At 63.1% G+C, this 19,002-nt stretch carries 13 protein-coding genes, 4 tRNA genes and 2 pseudogenes; 8 read left to right on the top strand and 11 right to left on the bottom strand.

Features of this window, described 5'->3' with window-relative positions; translation table 11 throughout:
* Positions 1–9 precede the first annotated feature (9 nt).
* Complete coding sequence (locus ACRHIG_RS23595) at positions 10–738, top strand: LytR/AlgR family response regulator transcription factor (RefSeq protein WP_489630863.1); 729 nt, start codon at positions 10–12, stop codon at positions 736–738.
* Here the strand turns inward: ACRHIG_RS23595 and ACRHIG_RS23590 are convergent.
* From ACRHIG_RS23590 to ACRHIG_RS23580, 3 genes and pseudogenes are all read right to left on the bottom strand, one after another.
* Positions 724–2,978 (bottom strand): annotated as a pseudogene (locus ACRHIG_RS23590) (ATP-dependent DNA helicase). The gene ACRHIG_RS23595 and the pseudogene ACRHIG_RS23590 overlap by 15 nt on opposite strands.
* Positions 2,975–4,623, bottom strand: a pseudogene (locus tag ACRHIG_RS23585) (VRR-NUC domain-containing protein). The pseudogenes ACRHIG_RS23590 and ACRHIG_RS23585 overlap by 4 nt, the downstream one beginning before the upstream one ends.
* Before the next feature lie 95 nt (positions 4,624–4,718).
* Entirely contained in the window at positions 4,719–5,423 is a 705-nt protein-coding gene (locus tag ACRHIG_RS23580) for an SMI1/KNR4 family protein (protein WP_489628105.1), read from the bottom strand.
* Positions 5,424–5,578: 155 nt separating this feature from the next.
* On the opposite strand from ACRHIG_RS23580, the gene ACRHIG_RS23575 reads away from it, so the two are divergent.
* Positions 5,579–6,796, top strand: a complete 1,218-nt coding sequence (locus tag ACRHIG_RS23575) for an MFS transporter (RefSeq protein WP_489628104.1) — start codon at positions 5,579–5,581, stop codon at positions 6,794–6,796.
* A 688-nt stretch (positions 6,797–7,484) separates the two neighbouring features.
* On the opposite strand, the gene phaP is transcribed toward ACRHIG_RS23575, so the two are convergent.
* The 4 genes from phaP to ACRHIG_RS23555 all read right to left on the bottom strand — a co-directional run bounded on the left by phaP (position 7,485) and on the right by ACRHIG_RS23555 (position 11,217).
* Positions 7,485–8,096 carry a TIGR01841 family phasin gene (gene phaP / locus ACRHIG_RS23570; protein WP_489628103.1) on the bottom strand — a complete coding sequence of 204 codons (612 nt, stop codon included), beginning with the start codon at positions 8,094–8,096 and terminating at the stop codon, positions 7,485–7,487.
* A 107-nt stretch (positions 8,097–8,203) separates the two neighbouring features.
* Positions 8,204–8,362, bottom strand: coding sequence for a hypothetical protein (locus ACRHIG_RS23565; RefSeq protein WP_489628102.1), 159 nt, complete (start codon positions 8,360–8,362; stop codon positions 8,204–8,206).
* A gap of 82 nt (positions 8,363–8,444) precedes the next feature.
* On the bottom strand, positions 8,445–10,697 hold the full coding sequence (locus ACRHIG_RS23560) for an ATP-binding protein (protein WP_475413504.1): 2,253 nt from the start codon (positions 10,695–10,697) through the stop codon (positions 8,445–8,447).
* 91 nt (positions 10,698–10,788) lie between these two features.
* Positions 10,789–11,217 carry a winged helix-turn-helix transcriptional regulator gene (locus ACRHIG_RS23555; RefSeq protein ID WP_489628101.1) on the bottom strand — a complete coding sequence of 143 codons (429 nt, stop codon included), beginning with the start codon at positions 11,215–11,217 and terminating at the stop codon, positions 10,789–10,791.
* Positions 11,218–11,330: 113 nt separating this feature from the next.
* Between ACRHIG_RS23555 and ACRHIG_RS23550 the strand changes: the two genes are divergently transcribed.
* A complete protein-coding gene (locus ACRHIG_RS23550; protein WP_489628100.1) occupies positions 11,331–12,182 on the top strand; it encodes an SDR family oxidoreductase in 852 nt (283 codons plus the stop codon).
* A gap of 97 nt (positions 12,183–12,279) precedes the next feature.
* Here the strand turns inward: ACRHIG_RS23550 and ACRHIG_RS23545 are convergent.
* The 4 genes from ACRHIG_RS23545 to ACRHIG_RS23530 all read right to left on the bottom strand — a co-directional run bounded on the left by ACRHIG_RS23545 (position 12,280) and on the right by ACRHIG_RS23530 (position 13,100).
* A tRNA-Leu gene (locus tag ACRHIG_RS23545) sits at positions 12,280–12,364 on the bottom strand.
* Between the two features lie 75 nt (positions 12,365–12,439).
* A tRNA-Leu gene (locus ACRHIG_RS23540) sits at positions 12,440–12,524 on the bottom strand.
* A gap of 77 nt (positions 12,525–12,601) precedes the next feature.
* Positions 12,602–12,686: transfer RNA gene (locus ACRHIG_RS23535), tRNA-Leu, on the bottom strand.
* Positions 12,687–13,015: 329 nt separating this feature from the next.
* Positions 13,016–13,100: transfer RNA gene (locus ACRHIG_RS23530), tRNA-Leu, on the bottom strand.
* A 418-nt stretch (positions 13,101–13,518) separates the two neighbouring features.
* Between ACRHIG_RS23530 and rnr the strand changes: the two genes are divergently transcribed.
* From rnr to ACRHIG_RS23505, 5 genes are all read left to right on the top strand, one after another.
* Positions 13,519–16,062 carry a ribonuclease R gene (rnr, locus tag ACRHIG_RS23525; RefSeq protein WP_489628099.1) on the top strand — a complete coding sequence of 848 codons (2,544 nt, stop codon included), beginning with the start codon at positions 13,519–13,521 and terminating at the stop codon, positions 16,060–16,062.
* Between the two features lie 3 nt (positions 16,063–16,065).
* A complete protein-coding gene (gene rlmB, locus ACRHIG_RS23520) occupies positions 16,066–16,809 on the top strand; it encodes a 23S rRNA (guanosine(2251)-2'-O)-methyltransferase RlmB (protein WP_086148101.1) in 744 nt (247 codons plus the stop codon).
* A 192-nt stretch (positions 16,810–17,001) separates the two neighbouring features.
* A complete protein-coding gene (cysE, locus tag ACRHIG_RS23515) occupies positions 17,002–17,751 on the top strand; it encodes a serine O-acetyltransferase (RefSeq protein WP_215407722.1) in 750 nt (249 codons plus the stop codon).
* 10 nt (positions 17,752–17,761) lie between these two features.
* A complete protein-coding gene (locus tag ACRHIG_RS23510; RefSeq protein ID WP_475413500.1) occupies positions 17,762–18,460 on the top strand; it encodes a YceH family protein in 699 nt (232 codons plus the stop codon).
* Between the two features lie 13 nt (positions 18,461–18,473).
* Positions 18,474–18,977, top strand: a complete 504-nt coding sequence (locus ACRHIG_RS23505; RefSeq protein ID WP_489628098.1) for a DUF2199 domain-containing protein — start codon at positions 18,474–18,476, stop codon at positions 18,975–18,977.
* The last annotated feature ends 25 nt before the right edge of the window (positions 18,978–19,002 follow it).

Here is a 19,002-nt window from a genome sequence, read left to right as displayed (position 1 = left end):
CAGGCAAGAATGCGCGTGGCCATCGTCGATGATGAATTACTGGCGCGCAGCGTGTTGCGCGAATACCTGGCGCGCCACGACGATATCGACATCGTGGCCGAATGCGCCAACGGCTTCGACGCCGTCAAGGCGATCGCGGAACTGGAACCGGAACTGGTGTTTCTCGACATCCAGATGCCGCGCCTGGACGGCTTCGAAGTGGCCGAGCTGATCGGCGCGAAGACCAGGCTGATCTTTGTCACGGCCTACGACCAGTACGCCTTGAAGGCGTTCGAATGCCATGCCCTCGATTACCTGCTGAAGCCGTTCAGCGAACAGCGCTTCGAGCAGGCGCTGGCCCATGCGCGCGCCAACCGCAGCACGCCAGCAGCTGTGCAAACGCTGGCGCGCGAGGCGGCCACGCGCGCCGCGCCCCTGGACCGCGTGCTGATCCGCGATGGCGCCAAGGTCCATGTCATCGCCAGCGCGCGCATCGATTACATCGAGGCGCAGGACGATTACATCAGTATCCGTTCCGAGGGCAAGTCCTACCTGAAAAGCCAGACCTTGGCGGAACTGGAAACCCAGCTCGACCCCGCCAAGTTCCTGCGCGTGCACCGCTCGTATCTGCTCAATATCGACGGCATCCGCCGCATCGAGGCGGCCACCAGGGACAGCCACGTGGCCATCCTGCGCGACGACACGAGGATACCCGTGAGCAAGGCGGGCTACCAGAAGCTCAAACTACTGGTTGGCTAGCTGCACATCCCACCACGTGGGCAAGAGCTGCCGTATTTCCGGGCGTGAAAAGCGGTCGTCGATCAGGTACACGACGCCCTTGTCCGACTGCGTGCGGATCACGCGGCCGGCCGCCTGCACCACCTTTTGCATGCCCGGATACAGATACGTGTAGTCGTAGCCGGCGCCGAAGATGTCGCCCATGCGCTGGCGGATCTGCTCGTTGACGGGATTGATCTGCGGCAAACCCAGGGTGGCGATGAAGGCGCCGATCAGGCGCGCGCCGGGCAAGTCGATGCCTTCGCCGAAGGCGCCGCCGAGCACGGCAAAGCCGATGCCGCGTGTTTCCAGGCCGAAACGGCCAAGGAATTGCGCGCGGGCAGTATCGTCCATGCGGCGCGGCTGCTGCCAGATGGGCACGTCCGGGTAATGCTGGGCAAACAGGGTGGCCGTCTTTTCCATGTAGTCGAAGCTGCTGAAGAAGGCCAGGTAATTGCCCGGCGTTTCCGCGTATTGTTTCGCCATCAATTGCGCGATGGGCAGCAGCGAGGCGGCGCGGTGCTGGTAGCGCGTGGAAATGGTATCGGCCACGCGCACGGACAGCTGTTCCGCCTGGAATGGCGATTCCACGTCGACCCAGGCCGTGTCGGCCGGCATGCCGAGGGTATCGCTGTAGTAATTCCACGGGCTCAGGGTGGCCGAAAACAGGGCCGTGCTGTGGCTGGCCGCGAAGCGCTCTTTCAAAAAGGGGCCGGCACGATGTTGCGGATGCAGACGGTGGAACCCGTCTCCGTCTTGCTGACGTCGAACAGCGAGTGCTCGCCGAAACTCTCCGCCAGACGGTTGATCAGCAGCACGTCGAAATAGAAGCGCTGCAAGTCCTCGTCCAGCGCGGTAGCGTGCTCGGCCATGTAATCGCCGATGGCCGTGGCCACGCCTTGCAGCGCGCCAAAGAATTTGTCGGGCAAGGCCGCATGCACGTGGTAGTCGCCATCCTGCTCCTTGAACAGGGCCGTCCACTGGCGTGAGAGGCGGTCCAGCGGCTTTTTCAAGCCTTCGGGCGCGAACTTGCGCAGCATTTTGAGGTCGATCTGCGCCAGTTCGGCCGAATACATGCTGCGCGCGCGCGACACCATATTGTGCGCTTCATCGACCAGCACATTGACTTTCCAGTCGTGGGCCAGGGTCATGCCGTACAGCATGGCGCTGAGGTCGAAATAATAATTGTAGTCGCCGATGACGACGTCGCTCCAGCGCGCCAGCTCCATGCCCAGGTAGTAGGGGCAGATACCCTGCTGCAAGGCGATGGCGCGCACGGCTTCCTTGTCCAATATCAAACCGCTGGCCAGCGCCACTTCGCGCGCCAGCGGCAAGCGGTCGTAAAAACCCTTGGCCAGCGGACACGATTCGCCATGGCATGCCTTGTCGGGATGCTCGCAGGCACTGGTCTTGGCACTCAGTTCCAGCACGCGCAAGGGCAGCAGCGGCGCGCTCTCCTTGAGGATGGCGCAGGCGTCGAGCGCCATCTGCCGGCCCGGCACCTTGGCGGCCAGGAAAAACAGTTTATCGAGGCCATGCGCGGCCGTCGCTTTCAACATGGGAAACAGGCTGCCCACCGTCTTGCCGATACCGGTCGGCGCCTGCGCCAGCAAACCGCAGCCGCGGCTGCTGGCCTTGTACATGGCTTCGGCCAGCTGGCGCTGTCCCGGGCGGAAGTCCGCGTGGGGAAATGCCATGCTGGTGAGCTGCGCGTCGCGGCTGGCCCGGTGCGCCATTTCCTGCTCGGCCCAGTCGAGGAACAGCGCGCAATGCTGCTCGAAGAACAGGCGCAGCGCCTCGGCCGTGCATTCCTCGTGCATGACCGTTTCCTTCTGGCTGGCGATGTCGAAATACACGAGCGCCACGCGCAGCATGGGCAGGTTCAGCTGCTGGCACAGCAAGTGGCCATAGATGCGCGCCTGCGCCCAGTGCAGCTGGCGGTGGTTGGCGGGCATCGTGTCCAGTTCGCCCCGGTAGGTCTTGATTTCTTCCAGCTGCCGGCGCGCGGGGTCGTAGCCATCGGCGCGGCCCCGCACGTGCAGGGGGCCGAAGTCGCCGCACAGGCTGATTTCGCGCTGGTAATCGTCGTCGCGCCGGCCCGTGACGGTGGCGTGGCCGGCCATGCCTTCCTGCGCCGTGGGCGAGGGCGTGAAACGCAGGTCCAGGTCGCCTACCTTGGCCGTGAATTCGCACAGGGCGCGCACGGCGATCGTGTATTTCATGCACCCTCCCATTGCAGATAGCACACGCTGACGGGCATGGCGTGCTGGGTGCAATAGGCGATCCAGCGCAGCTGGTTGTCTTGCAGGCGGTCGCCCGGACCCTTGACCTCGATCATGCGGTAGCGCCGTTCCGCCGGCCAGAACTGGATCAGATCAGGCAAGCCGCTGCGGTTGCTTTTTATATCGAGCAAGATGCGTTCGAACGCCTTCTTCAGGTGCGCGGCTGGCATGCAGGCCAGCGCCAGGTCCAGCAAGCCGTCGTCGAGCACTTCCCAGCTGACAAACGGTGAGGCGATGCCGTGCTTGGCGGCATGCGTGGCGCGGATGGCGGCGTGGTAGCCGCCGTCGTCCAGCAGCGCCAGGCAGGCGGCGAAGTCCGTGCTGCGGCGCAGGTAAAAATCGGCGCTGTGCAAGTCGGCAGGGCCACGGTGGAACGGGTGGAAGAAGGCGCCCGGCATGGCCTTGAAGATGGCGGGCCAGCACAGCAGGCCGAACAGCGAGTTGATCAGGGTATTTTCCACGTAGTACACGGGGGCCTCGTCCTGCATCAGGTGCTGCCGCACCACGCCTTCGACATAGCATGCTTCGCTAGGATACGGCAGCAGCAGGTCGATGCGTTCCACGGGCGCGGGGGCGCTGGCCGCCTGCTTCGCATGGCCCAGCTTGCGCCGCAAGCGGGGGCCATGCGCAACAGCAATTGCTGTTCCGCCTCGCTTTCCGGCGCGGCCAGGGCGATCGTCAGCCGCTCGTACGCCGCTTGCGGCTGTTCGTCTTTTTCCAGCACGCGGATGGCGCGGCCCCGCGCGCCCGGATAGCGGCAATCGGCATAGGCGCGGTAGGCGGCGGGCCAGTCCTGGCATTTCTCCAGATGCTGGGCGATCTGGAAGCGCAGCTTGTCGCGCCGGCTGGCCAGCCAGGTATTATCCTCGGGCAATGGCAGCGCCGCCAGTTCCTGCAGCACCTCGTCCGCCGGCGCGCTGTCGTTGTAGCGTTCGCGGCACTGGTGCAGCACTTCATAGTGCTCGATATCCTGGCGCGTGCGAAAGCCGCGCGACTCGGGCGAGAATTCCACTTTTTCATATTGATACACACCGAGGTCGGACAGCACGAATTCCGACCAGTCCTGGTGATAATTGCCAAAGTAAATCAGGCGCAGGCGGTCGCACAGGGGCTGCAGGCCGATGCGGTACAGCACGTCGCCGGAGGCCGGATGCCAGACGGAGAACGGTCTGTTTTCCCCATGCTGCCCGCGCAAGGCCTCCAGCTGCTCGGCCTTGCGCGCCGCCTTCAGGGACGGGGCGAGATCGAAAGCCTGGGCGATTTCCGCTTTCAACAGTTGCTCGAACAGTTCTTCGAGCGCAATGACGGGATCGGCTTCCACCCATGCCAGGGCCAGCAAGGGCAGGGCGGCGGCGCGCGTGTCGCCGATTTCCGGGTAATTGAGCTTGCTGGCGCGAAATAGACAGCCCTTGCGCATGACGAGGCGCACGAACAGGGCGCGCGACGGCTGCGGCAGTGCGCCGAAGTCGGCAATGAATTGCGTTTCCTCAAGACTCAGCAGATCGGCGTAACGCGCGCCGATCCAGTTCAGCACGTCCTGGAAATTATCCAGATAGTACAGGGGATTTTCCAGGACTCTCAGCATGGGGATGGGAATAGGGCAAGTTGCAAGGTGACGGGTTTTACTGTGTTTATATACAGTTTAAACCCTCATCCGCCGCTTGCCCAGCGATTTTATGTTCAGTCAGCCGTGCTGTAGGCAAAACCGCTGTCGAACTTTTCGTAGGGAATGAATTCCTTGCGCAGGCTGGCCAGTTCGATATCGGTCAGCAAGCCCCGGTGCGCTTCCTTGCGTCCTTTCGGCAGCGCCACCTCGTAATCGAGGATGTCCCTGGCCAGCAAGGTTTGCAGCACGTCGGCTTGGGGCACCGTCAGGTAGCGCGCATGCGTGACCAGGGTGTTGGCCAGTTGCTCCCTGAATTCGTCGTCGCTGACCTCGTTGTAGGTATCCTGGTCCGCCATGCTGTTTAATAACATGTGAAACAGGAAGTCCTGCAGGTTTTTCGCCAGGTATTGCGCTTCATTCTGGTCGTGCCACAGCAGCACGACGGGCATCTCGCCATCGTGCTGGCCTGAAGCGAAAAAACAGTAGTGGTCGCCCGCGCCCGTTTGCGCGAACGGGATGAAGCGGTACGCGGGATCGATTTGCCGGTAATCGTCCGCGTCCAGCAAGGTTTCCGCTGCTTCGGCAACGGCCTTGATATTGAGCAATTCGAAATCGTCGGCATGCAGCAGCAGGGTGGGTTTATCCTTTAATGTGGGATAGACCAGCTTGTACCAGTCGGGACCATATTCGCCCACGGCCAGCATGCCGTCGCGCTCCAGTTGCCGGTACAGCGCGGGATAGGTGAAGCCGTGTTGCTGTTCAATTTCTGCCAGTGTCATGTTTGCCCTATTCAACGTGATTCATGTGGGCATGATAGCCGAGGCGATGTCTGGCACGCTTTACGGCTGCAATGATGTGCATAATTAATAAACATTTTAGTTTACTTATCTGGCATGACCACGTAGTCTTGCCAGACACTATCCGTCGAGCCCGCATGAAAAACTTCATCCTGATTTCCGCCGCCTGCCTGCTGGCGCTGCTGTCGACCATCGGCGCCTCGCTGCCATATCCGATCCTGCCGCCTCTTTTTGCGGCCGAGGCGCCGAACGCCTTCAACAATTTCCTCGGCTTGCCGTCGAAATTACTGTTCGGCCTGGCGCTGACGATCAATCCGCTGGGCTTGCTGATCGGCTCGGCCCTGCTGGGCCCCTTGTCGGACCGCTACGGCCGCCGTCCCTTGCTGATGCGCACGGCAGTGGGCGCCGCCATCGGCCACGCCATCACGGCCTGGGCGCTGGTGATCCAGTCCTACCCGCTGTTCATCGTCGCCCGTTTCATCACGGGTTTGCTGGAGGGCAACGGCGCCGTGGCGCGCGCCATGCTGGCCGACCAGCTGACGGGACCGCTGCGCCTGCGCGCCATGTCGTGGTTGAACGGCGCGTTCTACCTGGGCTGGCTGGTGGGGCCGATCTTGGCGGGCGCGACCCTGCATTGGGGCGTGACGGTGCCGTTCTGGATCGCCGCCGCCGCGCTGATGCTCGTCGCCGTGCTGGTGGCCGTGGGCTTGCCGCGCGAAACGCCGTCGCTATTGACGACGTCGTGGTGGCAAGTGGCGCGCGACCGCCATTCGCTGAACCTGCTGCGCCATGAGGAGCTGCGCACCCTGTTCATCGTGCAGCTGGCGTTCACCTGCGGCGTGGCCAGTTTCTATGAGTTCTACCCGCTGTGGCTGGTCGAGACGGCCAATTACCATGCGCAGGCGATTGCTTGGGTGAATGTGGGTCTGTGCGGCACGATGACGATTACGTCGCTGCTGGCGGGCGGTCCCAGCCGGCATGCGCCGCTGCTGCGCGCCAGCTGGTATGCCTGCGGCGTGGCCTTGGCCGTCGGGATTTTGGCGCTGGGCAACATATGGGTGGGCATCGCCGCCATCGTGCTGTTCGGCATCCCGAATGCGCTGTACAACACGGTGATACAGGGCTGGTGCGCCGAGCGCTTCAGCGTGCACGGGCAGGGCGCCGTGATGGGCTTGCTGGCCACCACCTTTTGCATCGCCAATATCGTCGTGGCACTCAGCGGCTCCGTGCTGACTCTGATCGACACGCGCCTGATCCTCGTCGCGGGCGCCTGTTCCGCCGCCTGGGCCGCGTGGCGCATGGCGGCCTGGCGCCGCCAGCTGGCAGGTAGTGTTGACGCGAAAGCCGTGGCATGAATGCGAGCACGTCCGGGCAAACCCTGTTCCTGCTGAAGATGCGGGGGCCGCAGACGGCGCAGCAGCTGGCGGCCTTGCTCGATATCACCTCAATGGGCGCGCGGCGCCAGCTGGAAGCGGCGCTGGACAAGGGCCTGGTGGCGTTCGAGGACGTGGCCGACAAGGTGGGACGCCCGTCGCGGTGCTGGCAACTGACGCCGGCGGGCCACGCGCGTTTTCCCGACCGCCATGCCGACCTGACCCTGGAATTGATCGCGCAAGTGAAAACCCTGTTCGGCGATGAGGGCCTGGACAAGTTGATCGGCGCGCGCGAACGCGGCAGCGAAGCGGCCTATGGCAAGCTGGTCGATCCTCGGCTTGATTTGGCGCAAAGGGTGGATAGCCTGGCCCGCGCGCGTGATGGCGAGGGCTACATGGCCCATGCGGAACCGCAGGACGATGGCAGTGTCTTGCTGGTGGAAAACCATTGCCCGATCTGCGCGGCGGCCACGGCATGCCAGAATTTCTGCCGCTCGGAGCTGGCCATCTTTCAGCGGGTATTGGGGGACGATTGCACGGTGGAGCGCAGCGAGTATCTGCTGCAGGGGGAGGCGCTGCGTGTACCGGATCGTGCCGGTGGGGTGAATCCCGGCAAAGGCCGGGGGCGTACCCTGCAGGGTACGACCCCGGGACCTGCTCCTGGGGCTTGTTACTTTTTAGCAGCCTTCGGCTTGGCGGCAGGCGCCGCCTTTTCAGCCGTAGCCTGCGCGCCGGCCGTGGCTTTTTCCGTGGCCTGCGCCACTTGCGCGCTGGCCTTGGCGATCTGCTCTTCCACGGTCTTCACGGCCTGTTTCGTGGCCTTGGTCACTTGTTCGTAGCCGAGGAAGGCGTTGTCGATGGCGGCCTTGACGATGGCCACGGCGTTTTCCGAGCCAGGCGGCACGTTCTTCGTGACGTCGTAGATCAGGGCGCTCAGATTGCTTTTCGCTTCGGCCACGTGGGCTTCGGCGGCCGTGGTGAATTCCGTGTGGATTTCCTTGATGATGTCGTCGAGTTGCTGTTTATACGCTTTTGCACCTGCCACGCCCGGTTGCAGCTGGGCAGCGGCGGCGGCCATGGCGGCCTTCGGATCCTTGGCCTGGCTGATTTCCTTGCCGGCGGCAAGGCCATCCTCGATGCCGGACTTGGCGGTGGCCATGTTCAACGCCAGCACCTGTTCCACGCCTTGCACGGCCTTGGAAGTGAGGGTGTTGAAGGTCATCAGCTGGAATTCAAACAGGGCCTTGGTGGCCGATGCGAATTGTTCGGGATTCGTAAACATGTGGTCTCCTCGGTTTGAATAGATACGTTCTTATCGTTCCATACTCTTTCGACGCCGCAATGCCATCGCTTGATCTCAAGCCGGTGCCCCGTGTGGTCATGGCCCCATTATTTAACAAGCGCCGGTTTTTCGCAACGGCTATCTTTGTACGGTCCCGAGGCCAGTTCCCAGCCAAATCCCAGGGTGGACTGGGCGCACGACAGGGTGCCGTCGATCTTGCTGCGCCATTTGTACCAGGGGCGGGTCCGGCCGTTGCGCAGGCGCAAACTGCCAGCAGGGCCGTGGCGATCAGGTATTTCATAAGTGCTCCGAAAGAATAGCCTGCCGGCATTGTAGCGTGCCTGCAGCTCAGGGCGCGGGCGATTGCGGCGCCACGGCGGGCAGCTGCAGGGTGAAGGTGGTGCCGCTGGCGTCACCGGTGCTGCTGGTGGCGTCGATATGGCCGCCCAGCACGCCCGTGACGATGTTGTGCGCCACATGCAGGCCCAGGCCCGAGCCGCCCGAACCGAGCTTGGTGGTGAAGAAGGGGTCGTAGACATGCACGAGGTCGTCGGCGGCGATGCCCACGCCCGTGTCGGCGATGGACAGGGTGATCGTCTGCCCGTCGTCGCTGCCGCGCGCCGTGATGGCGATGCTGCCGCCGCTGCGGCCTTCGAAGGCATGGCGCAGGCAGTTTTCCAGCAGGTTGCTCAGCACCTGGCCCAGCGGACCGGGATAGCTGTCCATGGCCAGACCGTCCGGCACGTCCTGCGTCAGGCTCAGGCCGGCGGCCTTGAGCGGCGTGGACAGGGGCAGCATCAGCTCGGCCACGAACTGGCGCAGCAGGAAGTGGCGGCGCTGCGAGCTGGCGCGGTCGACGGCGATCTGCTTGAAGCTCGAAACGAGGTCGGCGGCGCGCTGCAGGTTGCGCAGCATGATGGCGTCGGCCTCGCTGGCCTGGGTCAGGTAGGCGCCCAGTTCGGAGCGGCGCAGGCCATCGAGGAAACTGGCCTGGATTTCGCGCGTGCGTTCGGCCATCGTGGTGGCCACCACCAGGCCGTTGCCGATCGGCGTATTGAGTTCATGCGCGATGCCGGCCACCAGCGCGCCGAGCGCGGCCAGCTTGTCGCGGCGCACCAGTTCTTCTTGCGTGATGGACAGGTTTTCCAGCGCGGCAGCCAGTTCGCGGTTCGCCTGTTCTGATTGTTCCTTGGCCTGCGTCAGGGCCGCCGTGCGTTCGGCCACCAGTTCTTCCAGGTGGGCGCGATGGCGCTGCAGCTCGCGTTCGTGGCGCATGCGGCCAATCGCGATGCCGGCCAGGTCGGTGGCCGTGTCGATCAATTCCAGGTCGCGCGCATCGGGCTGGCGCACGTCGCGGTAGTACATGGCGAAGGAGCCGAGCACGGCGCCATCCTGGCCGAAGATGGGGCGCGACCAGCACGCGCGCAAGCCGAACGGCGCGGCCAGCTCGCGGTAGGGCGCCCACAGCGGGTCCTGCATGATGTCGCTGACCACCACCGGTTCGCGCAGGAACATGGCCGTGCCGCAGGAACCCACGCCGGGGCCGATGGCCACGCCTTCGAGCAGGGCCATGTACTCGGGCGGCAGGCTGGGGCCGGCCGCGCTGTGCATGTGGACGCCGTCGTCGTCGAGCAGCATGATGGAGCACAGCACGCCGCGCGACTGGCCTTCGATCAAGAGCAGCAGCTGGTTCAGCGTGGGGACCAGGGGCGCGCCCTTGGCGACCATTTCCAGCAGGGCGCTCTGGCCCGAGCGCATCGCTTCGGCGAGGTTGCGTTCGGTCAAGTCGATGATGCGCGCATGCACGAGCTGGCGGCCCGGCACGGACAGGCGCATCAGGCGGATTTCGCAGGCGATCGGGTGGCTGTCGCGGTGGCAGCAGCTGGCGCGGAAGACGACGATCTTGCCTTGCAGGGTATCGCGGATCTTTTCTTCCAGCAGTTGCGGCGAGGCGCGGCCATCGCTCTGATGTGTGGGGAACAGCGGCTCCATGCCGCCTTGCAGCAGTGCGGCCAGCGGCATGCCGAACAGTTCTTCGGCCAGGTGGTTGGCGTCGATCAGCAGCTTGTTGTCGATATCGAACAGCAGCACGGCGTCGGGCGAACCGGCCAGGATCGAGTGGTAATTGACTTCCAGCGTTTGCGGATGCACGGGGCGCGGCGGCGTGGCGGGCGTGGCGAAGGGACGGGCGGCGGGCGCCTCGGCCTTGTGCAGTGCCAGTTCCATGAGAATTTTTTCCGCCACATCGCGTGCATTGAAGGGCATCTTGATGTAGTCGGAAGCCCCGGCGCCCACGCTGCGGCCCTGTTCCTCGGCGCTGGGGGTGGCCGACATCAGCAGCAGGGGCACGCTGTGGCGTCCGCCCGCATTGCGCAGGCGCATGCAGGTAGCGCCGATATTCGTGCCCGCCAGGGCCGCGTCGAGCAGGATCAGGTCCGTGCCGCCGGCCGCCAGTTCCACGCCTTCGTCGATATCGCCCGCCAGTCCCGTGCCCAGGTTATGCCGGTCCAGCACATACAGCAGTTCGCGCACTTCGTTCGGCGAATTGCTGACCAGTAGCACATTGGCCCGGTCGGTGATGGAAGAAATCAACTGGTTCATGGTGTCGCGCCCTTACGCGGTTCATGGGCCTAGTATTACATCAAGGCAAGTAGGAGTAAACGATAATTCTTGATGATCAAAAGCAATCTGTTCACGCCGCATTTTGCGCTGCCGGCGCCGCGTCCAGGGCCGCGCGCGCCTGTTCGATGCGCGGGTAATTGTCCTCGATCCAGTCGACCAGCACGGCCAGGCGTTCGGCCGCTTCGCGTCCCAGCGGCGTGAGGCTGTATTCCACCTTGGGCGGGATCACCAGGTAGGCCTGGCGCAGCACGAAGCCGTCGCCCGCCAGCGCTTCCAGGGTTTGCGCCAGCATTTTTTCGCTGACGCCGCCCACTTCGCGGCGCAGTTCGCTGAAGCGCCGGGTGCCGCTCAGCAGCAGTACCAGCACCAGCACGGCCCAGCGGCTGGTCAGGTGGCTGAGCACGGCGCGCGACGGGCAGGCGGCCGCCAGCAGCTGCGCGCCCTGGTTCTGGCGGGCGAGGGCGGCGCGCAGGCTGGCGCCGGGAGTGTCTGTGGACATGATAGTTGGCCTTCAATGTGAGGTAATTCATACTTACCAAAAGGTACGTACTTACAATAAGTAAGTAATAGTCCTATTATAGGGTTTTACGACCCACCCTCCAAGGAGAAATCATGATCGTCATTACCGGCGCCACAGGCAATCTGGGCCAGCACGTCATCGCCAATCTGCTCAAATCCGTCCCCGCAGCCAATATCATCGCCGCCGTGCGCAACCCGGCCAAGGCCGCCGACCTGGCCGCCAAGGGCGTGCAAGTGCGCCAGGCCGATTACAACGATGGCGCCAGCCTCGATGCGGCATTCAAGGGTGCAACGAAAATCCTGCTGATCTCGTCGAGCGAAGTGGGCCAGCGCGCGCAGCAGCACCAGAACGTCATCGATGCGGCCAAGCGCGCCGGCGTGTCCCTGCTGGCCTATACCAGCGTCTTGCGCGCCGATACGTCGCCGCTGGGTCTGGCTGCCGAGCACGTGATCACGGAAGCGTCCATCCGCGCGTCCGGCCTGCCGTACACTTTCCTGCGCAACGGCTGGTATCTGGAAAACCATACGGAACACCTGGCGCCCGTGCTCGAGCATGGCGTCGTGCTGGGCGCGGCGCAAAACGGCCGCTTCTCGTCCGCCGCGCGCGCGGATTATGCCGCCGCCGCTGCCGCCGTGCTGGTCTCGGCCCAGCCGCAAGCCATCTATGAACTCGCTGGCGACCACGGCTTTACCCTGGCCGAGTATGCGGCCGAGGTGGCGCGCCAGTCGGGCAAGGCGATCGTCTATAAAGATTTGCCGCAGGCGGACTTCAAGGCGGCGCTGGTGGGCGTGGGCGTGCCGGAAGGCTTTGCGGACCTGCTGGCCGATTCCGATGCGGGCGCGGCCAAGGGTGGCCTGGAAGACAACGGCAGGCAATTGAGCGCGCTGATAGGCCGTCCGACGACGGCGCTGGCCGAAGCGGTGAAGGCGGCGCTGGGCAAATAAGGGGAGGGTGCCGCAGGTTGGGGAAACCGCGCGGCATTCTGAAATGAAAAAAGCCGCAAACTTGTGAAAGTTTGCGGCTTTTCTGCGAATTAGGTAATGGTGCCCACGAAGGGACTCGAACCCCTACACCCGAAGGCACATGGACCTGAACCATGCGCGTCTACCAATTCCGCCACGTGGGCACTGATGCTGCTTGTTGCTTACTGCTGTATCTCACTACTGTACTGCGGATTACAACGAAAACGACTCGTTGCTGGTGGTGCCCACGAAGGGACTCGAACCCCTACACCCGAAGGCACATGGACCTGAACCATGCGCGTCTACCAATTCCGCCACGTGGGCATTGTGCTGCTTTTGCTGCTCGTTGCTACTATCTGCTACTTTACTGCGGATCACAACAATCGACAACTTGTTGCTGGTGGTGCCCACGAAGGGACTCGAACCCCTACACCCGAAGGCACATGGACCTGAACCATGCGCGTCTACCAATTCCGCCACGTGGGCATTGTTACTGCTTGCTGCTTGTCGCTGCATGTTCTGCAGCGAGGACAAAATCATAAGGGCTGGCGCGCATTCGGTCAATCAACATTTTGCACTTTTCTTCAAGAAACATGTTTTTTTGCTTGAAAAGGGCTGCTCCCTATGAAAAAGGCGTGAATTTGCCTCTTTTTTCAGCGTTTCTTGCATGTTCCTGTCTGTCGGCAGGCCGTGCTGCTCGACTGCGGCAGTGCGACCGGTAAAGTTATGTTGGCGGGAGAGGGGGGGTGTCTGGCGCGGAAATGAAAAAAGCCGCAAACTCGTGAAAGTTTGCGGCTCTTTTGCGAATTAGGTAATGGTGCCCACGAAGGGACTCGAACCCCTACACCCGAAGGCACATGGACCTGAACCATGCGCGTCTACCAATTCCGCCACGTGGGCACTGATGCTGCTCTATTACTTGTTGCTTGCTACTTTTACTGCTCGAGTACTTGTTGCAAAATAACTTTACAGCAATTCTGCTATTATAGCGACTTGAAGAGTTTTGCGCCAGATGAGCTTTCGCTCCATACTGCACATCAACCCTGTACCGCTTTCCTGCAACTGCATTCCCGTGAAGGTTTGTCGCTGCAAGAGACCGAGATTATAGAGCAATATTTGCCGAAGTCAAATGCATTGCGCAGCTTTTCTCCTTTTTTTCATCGGCGGGGCACTTGTTCGGTTTCCGCTACGCTGTCCGTTAGGCAAACCAAGGCGTCCTCCGGTACACTACCGGACATCACCGTGTCAATATTGACGGTGATGTCATCGGTCTTTGTCTTCCGTTTGATCACTGTCAATAACAACTATAGAAATACTTTTGAGCCAAAATACCCACACCATCCCCAGCCGGGAGGACATTCTCGGCATATTCCGCAGCGTCAACGCGCCTCTCGACCCGCAGTCTCTCGGGAAAACGCTGCAAGTGCATGCCGATTCCATGGATGTCCTGGTCCGTCGCCTGAAGGCGATGGAGCGCGACGGCCAGCTCAAGTCTGACGCCAGCGGTGTTTTCAGCCTGGCCGACCAGAGCGCGCTCGTCGCCGGTCGCGTCATGAGCCACCGCGACGGCTTCGGCTTTGTCATTCCCGACGACGCCAGCGCCGACCTGTTCCTGCCCGAGAAAGAAATGCAGAAAGTACTGCATGGCGACAAGGTCATGGCCCGCATCGTCGGTACGGACCGCCGCGGCCGCCCGGAAGGCACGATCGTCGAAGTCACGCAGCGCGCCAACACCCACGTCATCGGCCGTTTGATCCAGGAAAACGGCACCTGGGTGGTGGCGCCGGAAGACCAGCGCATCGGCCAGGACATTCTCGTCACCGGTTCGGTGGGCAAGGCGAAGGCCGGCCAGATCGTCAGCGTCGAGCTGACCGAGCAACCCATGCGCTTCAAGCAGCCGGTCGGCAAGATCGTTGAAGTACTCGGTGCCCTGGATGATCCCGGCATGGAAATTGAAATTGCCGTGCGTAAATTCAACGTGCCGCACATCTTTTCCGCCGCCGCCCTCAAGCAAGCTGAAAAACTGCCGTTCGAAGTGCGCGCCGCCGACCTGAAAGACCGTGTCGACCTGCGCGATGTGCCGCTCGTTACCATCGACGGCGAGGACGCGCGCGATTTTGACGATGCCGTGTATTGCGAACCCGTCAAGATCGGCCGCGCCAACTGCTTCCGCCTGATCGTGGCGATTGCCGACGTCAGCCATTACGTGAAGCCGAACGACGCGCTCGATATCGACGCGTTAGAGCGCAGCACGTCCGTCTACTTCCCGCGCCGCGTGATCCCGATGCTGCCGGAAAAACTGTCGAACGGCCTGTGCTCGCTGAACCCGGCCGTCGACCGTTTGACCCTCGTCTGCGACGCCGTCGTCAGCGACAAGGGCGAGCTGAAGGCCTACCAGTTCTACCCGGCCGTGATCCACTCTGCCGCGCGCCTCACGTATGACGAAGTCGCTGCCGTGCTGGGCAACACCAAGGGTCCCGAAGCGGCACGCCGCGCGGACATCCTGCCGCACCTGCAAAACCTGGAAGCCGTCTACCGCGCCTTGCTGAAAGCGCGCACGGAGCGGGGCGCCATCGATTTCGAGACGACGGAAACCTATATCGTCTGCAATAGCGCGGGCAAGATCGAAAAGATCATCCCCCGCACGCGCAACGAAGCGCACAAGATCATCGAAGAGTGCATGCTGGCGGCCAACGTCTGCGCCGCCGATTTGTTGCTGCGTAACAAGCATCCGGGCACCTACCGCATCCACGCCAGCCCGACCAAGGAAAAGCTCACGCAAGTGCGCACCTTCCTCAAGCAGGTCGGCCTGAACCTGACGGGCGGCGACACGCCGTCGGCATCCGATTACCAGACCCTGATGCAGCAGATCAAGCAGCGTCCCGACGCGGCCCTGCTGCAAACGATGCTGCTGCGCTCGATGCAGCAAGCCGTCTACAGCCCGGACAATATCGGCCACTTCGGCCTGGCGTACGAGGCGTATGCCCACTTCACCAGCCCGATCCGCCGCTATCCCGACTTGCTGACGCACCGCGCCATCAAGGCCATTCTGCAAGGCAAGAAATACGAGCCAAAGCTGTCCGATAAAGTCGTGCTGAATACCAACGTGTCGAACGCCACGCGCAAGCAGCAGGCCAAGGACAAGGCCGACGGCAAGCCGAAGAAGACTGATTTGACCATCTGGGACGCGCTGGGCGTGCACTGCTCGGCCAACGAACGCCGCGCCGACGAAGCGTCGCGCGACGTCGAAGCCTGGCTGAAGTGCTACTTCATGCAGGACAAGCTGGGCGAAGAGTTCACCGGCACCATCACCGGCGTGACCACCTTCGGCGTGTTCGTGCAACTCGACACCCTGTTCGTCGAAGGCCTGGTGCACGTCACCGAGCTCGGTACCGACTACTTCCAGTACGACGATGCGCGCCATGAGCTGCGCGGCGAACGCACGGGCAAGCGCTATCAATTGACGGACCGTCTGACGGTGCAAGTGGCGCGTGTCGACCTGGAAACGCGCAAGATCGACTTGCGCCTGGTCACCGATGCGGAACTGGCGGGCGAAGAAGCGCCGGCCAAGCCGAACGGCGGCGGCAAGCGCAAGGGCGAAAAGAAATCCATGGTCAAGCCCGGTCCCGCGACCGAGCAGCGCCATGAAATCAAGGCCAGCGTCAGCAACGGCGGCAAATCCGGCAATGGTTCCGGCGGCCGTTCCAACGGTGCCAAGCCCGCAGCCAAGGCCGCCCTGAAGGAAGCCCCCAAGGCAGCCGCGCCCAAGCGCAGCAAGAAACCAGCCGCGGCACCTGCCGCGGCGGCACCACGAGCAGCAAAAACTGTATCTGCATCAAAAACAAGCAAGAAGAAACGATAAACAATGAAGAATAAAATGATTTTCGGCTTCCACGCCGTCACCTCGCGTCTGCGTCATGAAGCGTCGTCCGTGGAAGAAATTTTCGTCGATGCCAGCCGCGTCGACGGCCGCATGAAGGACATGATCGCCGCCGCGAAAGCGGCCAACGTGCGCGTCATGCCCGTCGATTCGTCGCGTCTCGACAAGATCGTCGGCACGCGCCGCCACCAGGGCGTGATCGCGTTTGCGTCGCAGCTGTCGCTGGCGCGCAACCTCGACGAGCTGCTGGACGCCATCGACGGCCCGCCGCTGCTGTTGATTCTCGACGGTATCACCGACCCGCACAACCTGGGCGCTTGCCTGCGCGTGGCCGACGGCGTCGGCGCACATGCCGTCATCGTGCCGAAGGACCGCGCCGTGGGCCTGAACGCCACGGCCGCCAAGGTCGCCAGCGGCGCCGCCGAAACCGTCCCGTACATCACCGTGACGAACCTGGCGCGCACCATGCGCGAACTCAAGGATCGCGGCATCTGGCTGATCGGCACGTCGGACGACGGCGAAAAAGGCCTGTACGAAGCCGATTTCACGGGCCCGACGGCCCTCGTCATGGGTTCCGAAGGCGAAGGCATGCGCCGTTTGACGCGCGACACCTGCGATATCCTCGTCAGCATCCCGATGTTCGGCTCCGTCGAGAGCCTGAACGTATCGGTCGCCTCCGGTGTGTGCCTCTACGAAGCCCGCCGCCAGCGTATCGCGAAAGAAGGCTAAAAAACGTCCAGGGCGGCGTTGCATTGCCTCGCCGTACTTGCGTACTGTCTTCGGCAATGCGCCTTGCCCTGAACGTTTTGTAGCGCTTCTTTGATCAACCGCCGCCCTTGAGGCGGCGGTTGTTTATCTGCCTCTCCGGCAGCACGCCGCCGAATACGCTACCATTTGCATTCCACCTTATCCATTTTCATTATGTTCCACCACCTGCGCGAAGACATCAACAGCATCATTGAACGTGACCCGGCCGCCCGCAATGGCTGGGAGGTGCTGACCTGTTATCCGGGCCTGCACGCCATCGTCATGCACGGCTGGGCGCACTGGTGCTGGACGCGGCACATGAAATGGGTGGGGCGCTTCATTTCGTATATCGCCCGCATCATCACGGGCATCGAGATCCATCCCGGCGCCGTCATCGGCCGGCGCGTCTTCATCGACCATGGCTTCGGCGTGGTGATCGGCGAGACGGCCGTCGTCGGCGACGATTGCACCATCTACCAGGGCGTCACCTTGGGCGGCACCTCGCTGCACAGCGGCAGCAAACGCCATCCGACGCTGGAGCGCGGCGTCATCGTCGGCGCCGGCGCGCAGGTGCTGGGCAGTTTTACCGTGGGCGAGTACGCCAAGGTCGGTTCGAACGCCGTGCTGCTCAAACCCGTGCCGTCCGGCGCGACGGCTGTGGGCAACCCCGCGCACATCGTGCAAAAGGATGTCAGCGCCTTGCGCGAAGGCAGCACGGCGCATTTGTTCGCCGCGTATGGCGTCACGCCCAACGGCGACGATCCGCTGTCGAAAGCCCTGCAAGGCCTGATCACGCATGCCGTGGCGCAGGAACAGCGCATCGAAACCATCCTCGCCACCCTGAAGGCGGCGGGCATCTGCTGCCAGGGTGTGCCCGAGTGTGATAAATTCGATTCCGAGCAAATGAACAAGCTGGTTGATTAAGGATACAGGCATGAATACTGATGTGACGGCAGGCGAAAAAAGCAATGACAATCCGAATCTGCTCGACCCGTTCGAGATCCGCGTGCTGGCCGTGCTGGCCGAAAAGGAAGCGCTGACGCCGGACAGCTATCCGCTGTCGCTCAACGCTTTGACGAACGGCTGCAATCAATTGTCCAGCCGCGATCCTGTCATGGCCCTGTCCGAGGAAACCGTCTACGACGTCCTGCAGCGTTTGATGCAGCGCAAATTCGTCAACGGCATCACGCAGGCGGGCGCGCGGGTCGCCAAGTATGAACACCGCATGCGCATCAAGTGGTCGCTGGAACAGGATAAACTGGCCATCCTGACGATCTTGATGCTGCGCGGCTTGCAGACGGCGGGCGAAATCCGCAGCCGCAGTGGCCGCGTGCATGAATTCAAGTCCGTGGCGGAAGTGGAATCCGGTCTGCAGTTCCTGATCGACAAATACCCGCCGCTGGTGGCCAAGCTGGCCGTCGCCCCCGGCGCCAAGGAGCCGCGCTATGGCCACTTGCTGGGCGGCGAGGAAGCGCTGGCGCAGATCGAGACTGCGGCCGGTTTCGCCGGCGCCGTCAGCGCGCCGCAGCAGGGCAGCAGGGTGGCCCAGCTGGAACAGGAAGTGCTGCAATTGCGCAGCGACTTCGATGGCCTGGCGGCGCAGTTCGAGGCGTTCCGCAAGCAGTTCGAATAAGCGGTCTTCACGCATGAGTTTTTCCTTCCTGTGCCGCGCCTGCGGCGAGACCCACACGGGCATGCCCAGCTTCGGCGCCGATGCGCCGTGGCTGTACGAGCAGATGGCGCCCGCCGAGCGCGAAACGCGCTGCCAGCTCGACAGCGACGCCTGCATCGTCGACGAAGAACACTGCTTCGTGCGCGCCACCATCGACATCCCCGTGCATGGCTCGGCTGACCCATTCAGCTGGGGCGTGTGGGTGTCGCTGAGCAGCGAGAGCTTCGATGCGTGGGATGCCTGTTTCAATGACGCCAGGCGCGCGCACATCGGCCCCTTCTTCGGCTGGCTCAGCACGCAGCTGCCCGTGTATCCGGCAACCCTCAACCTGAAAACCCGCGTGCACCTGCGCGACGACGGCATGCGCCCGTACCTCGAGCTGGAGCCGACCGGCCATCCGCTGGCGGTGGACCAGCGCGACGGCATCACGGCCGAGCGGGTGGCCGAGCTGTATGCGCGGCTCGTGCATGGCGCGTGACAGGGGCCGCGCCCTGTCGGTCCGG

The sequence above is a fragment of the Janthinobacterium sp. C22 genome, from assembly GCF_057919405.1.
This window is presented reverse-complemented; position numbering and strand designations above follow the sequence as displayed.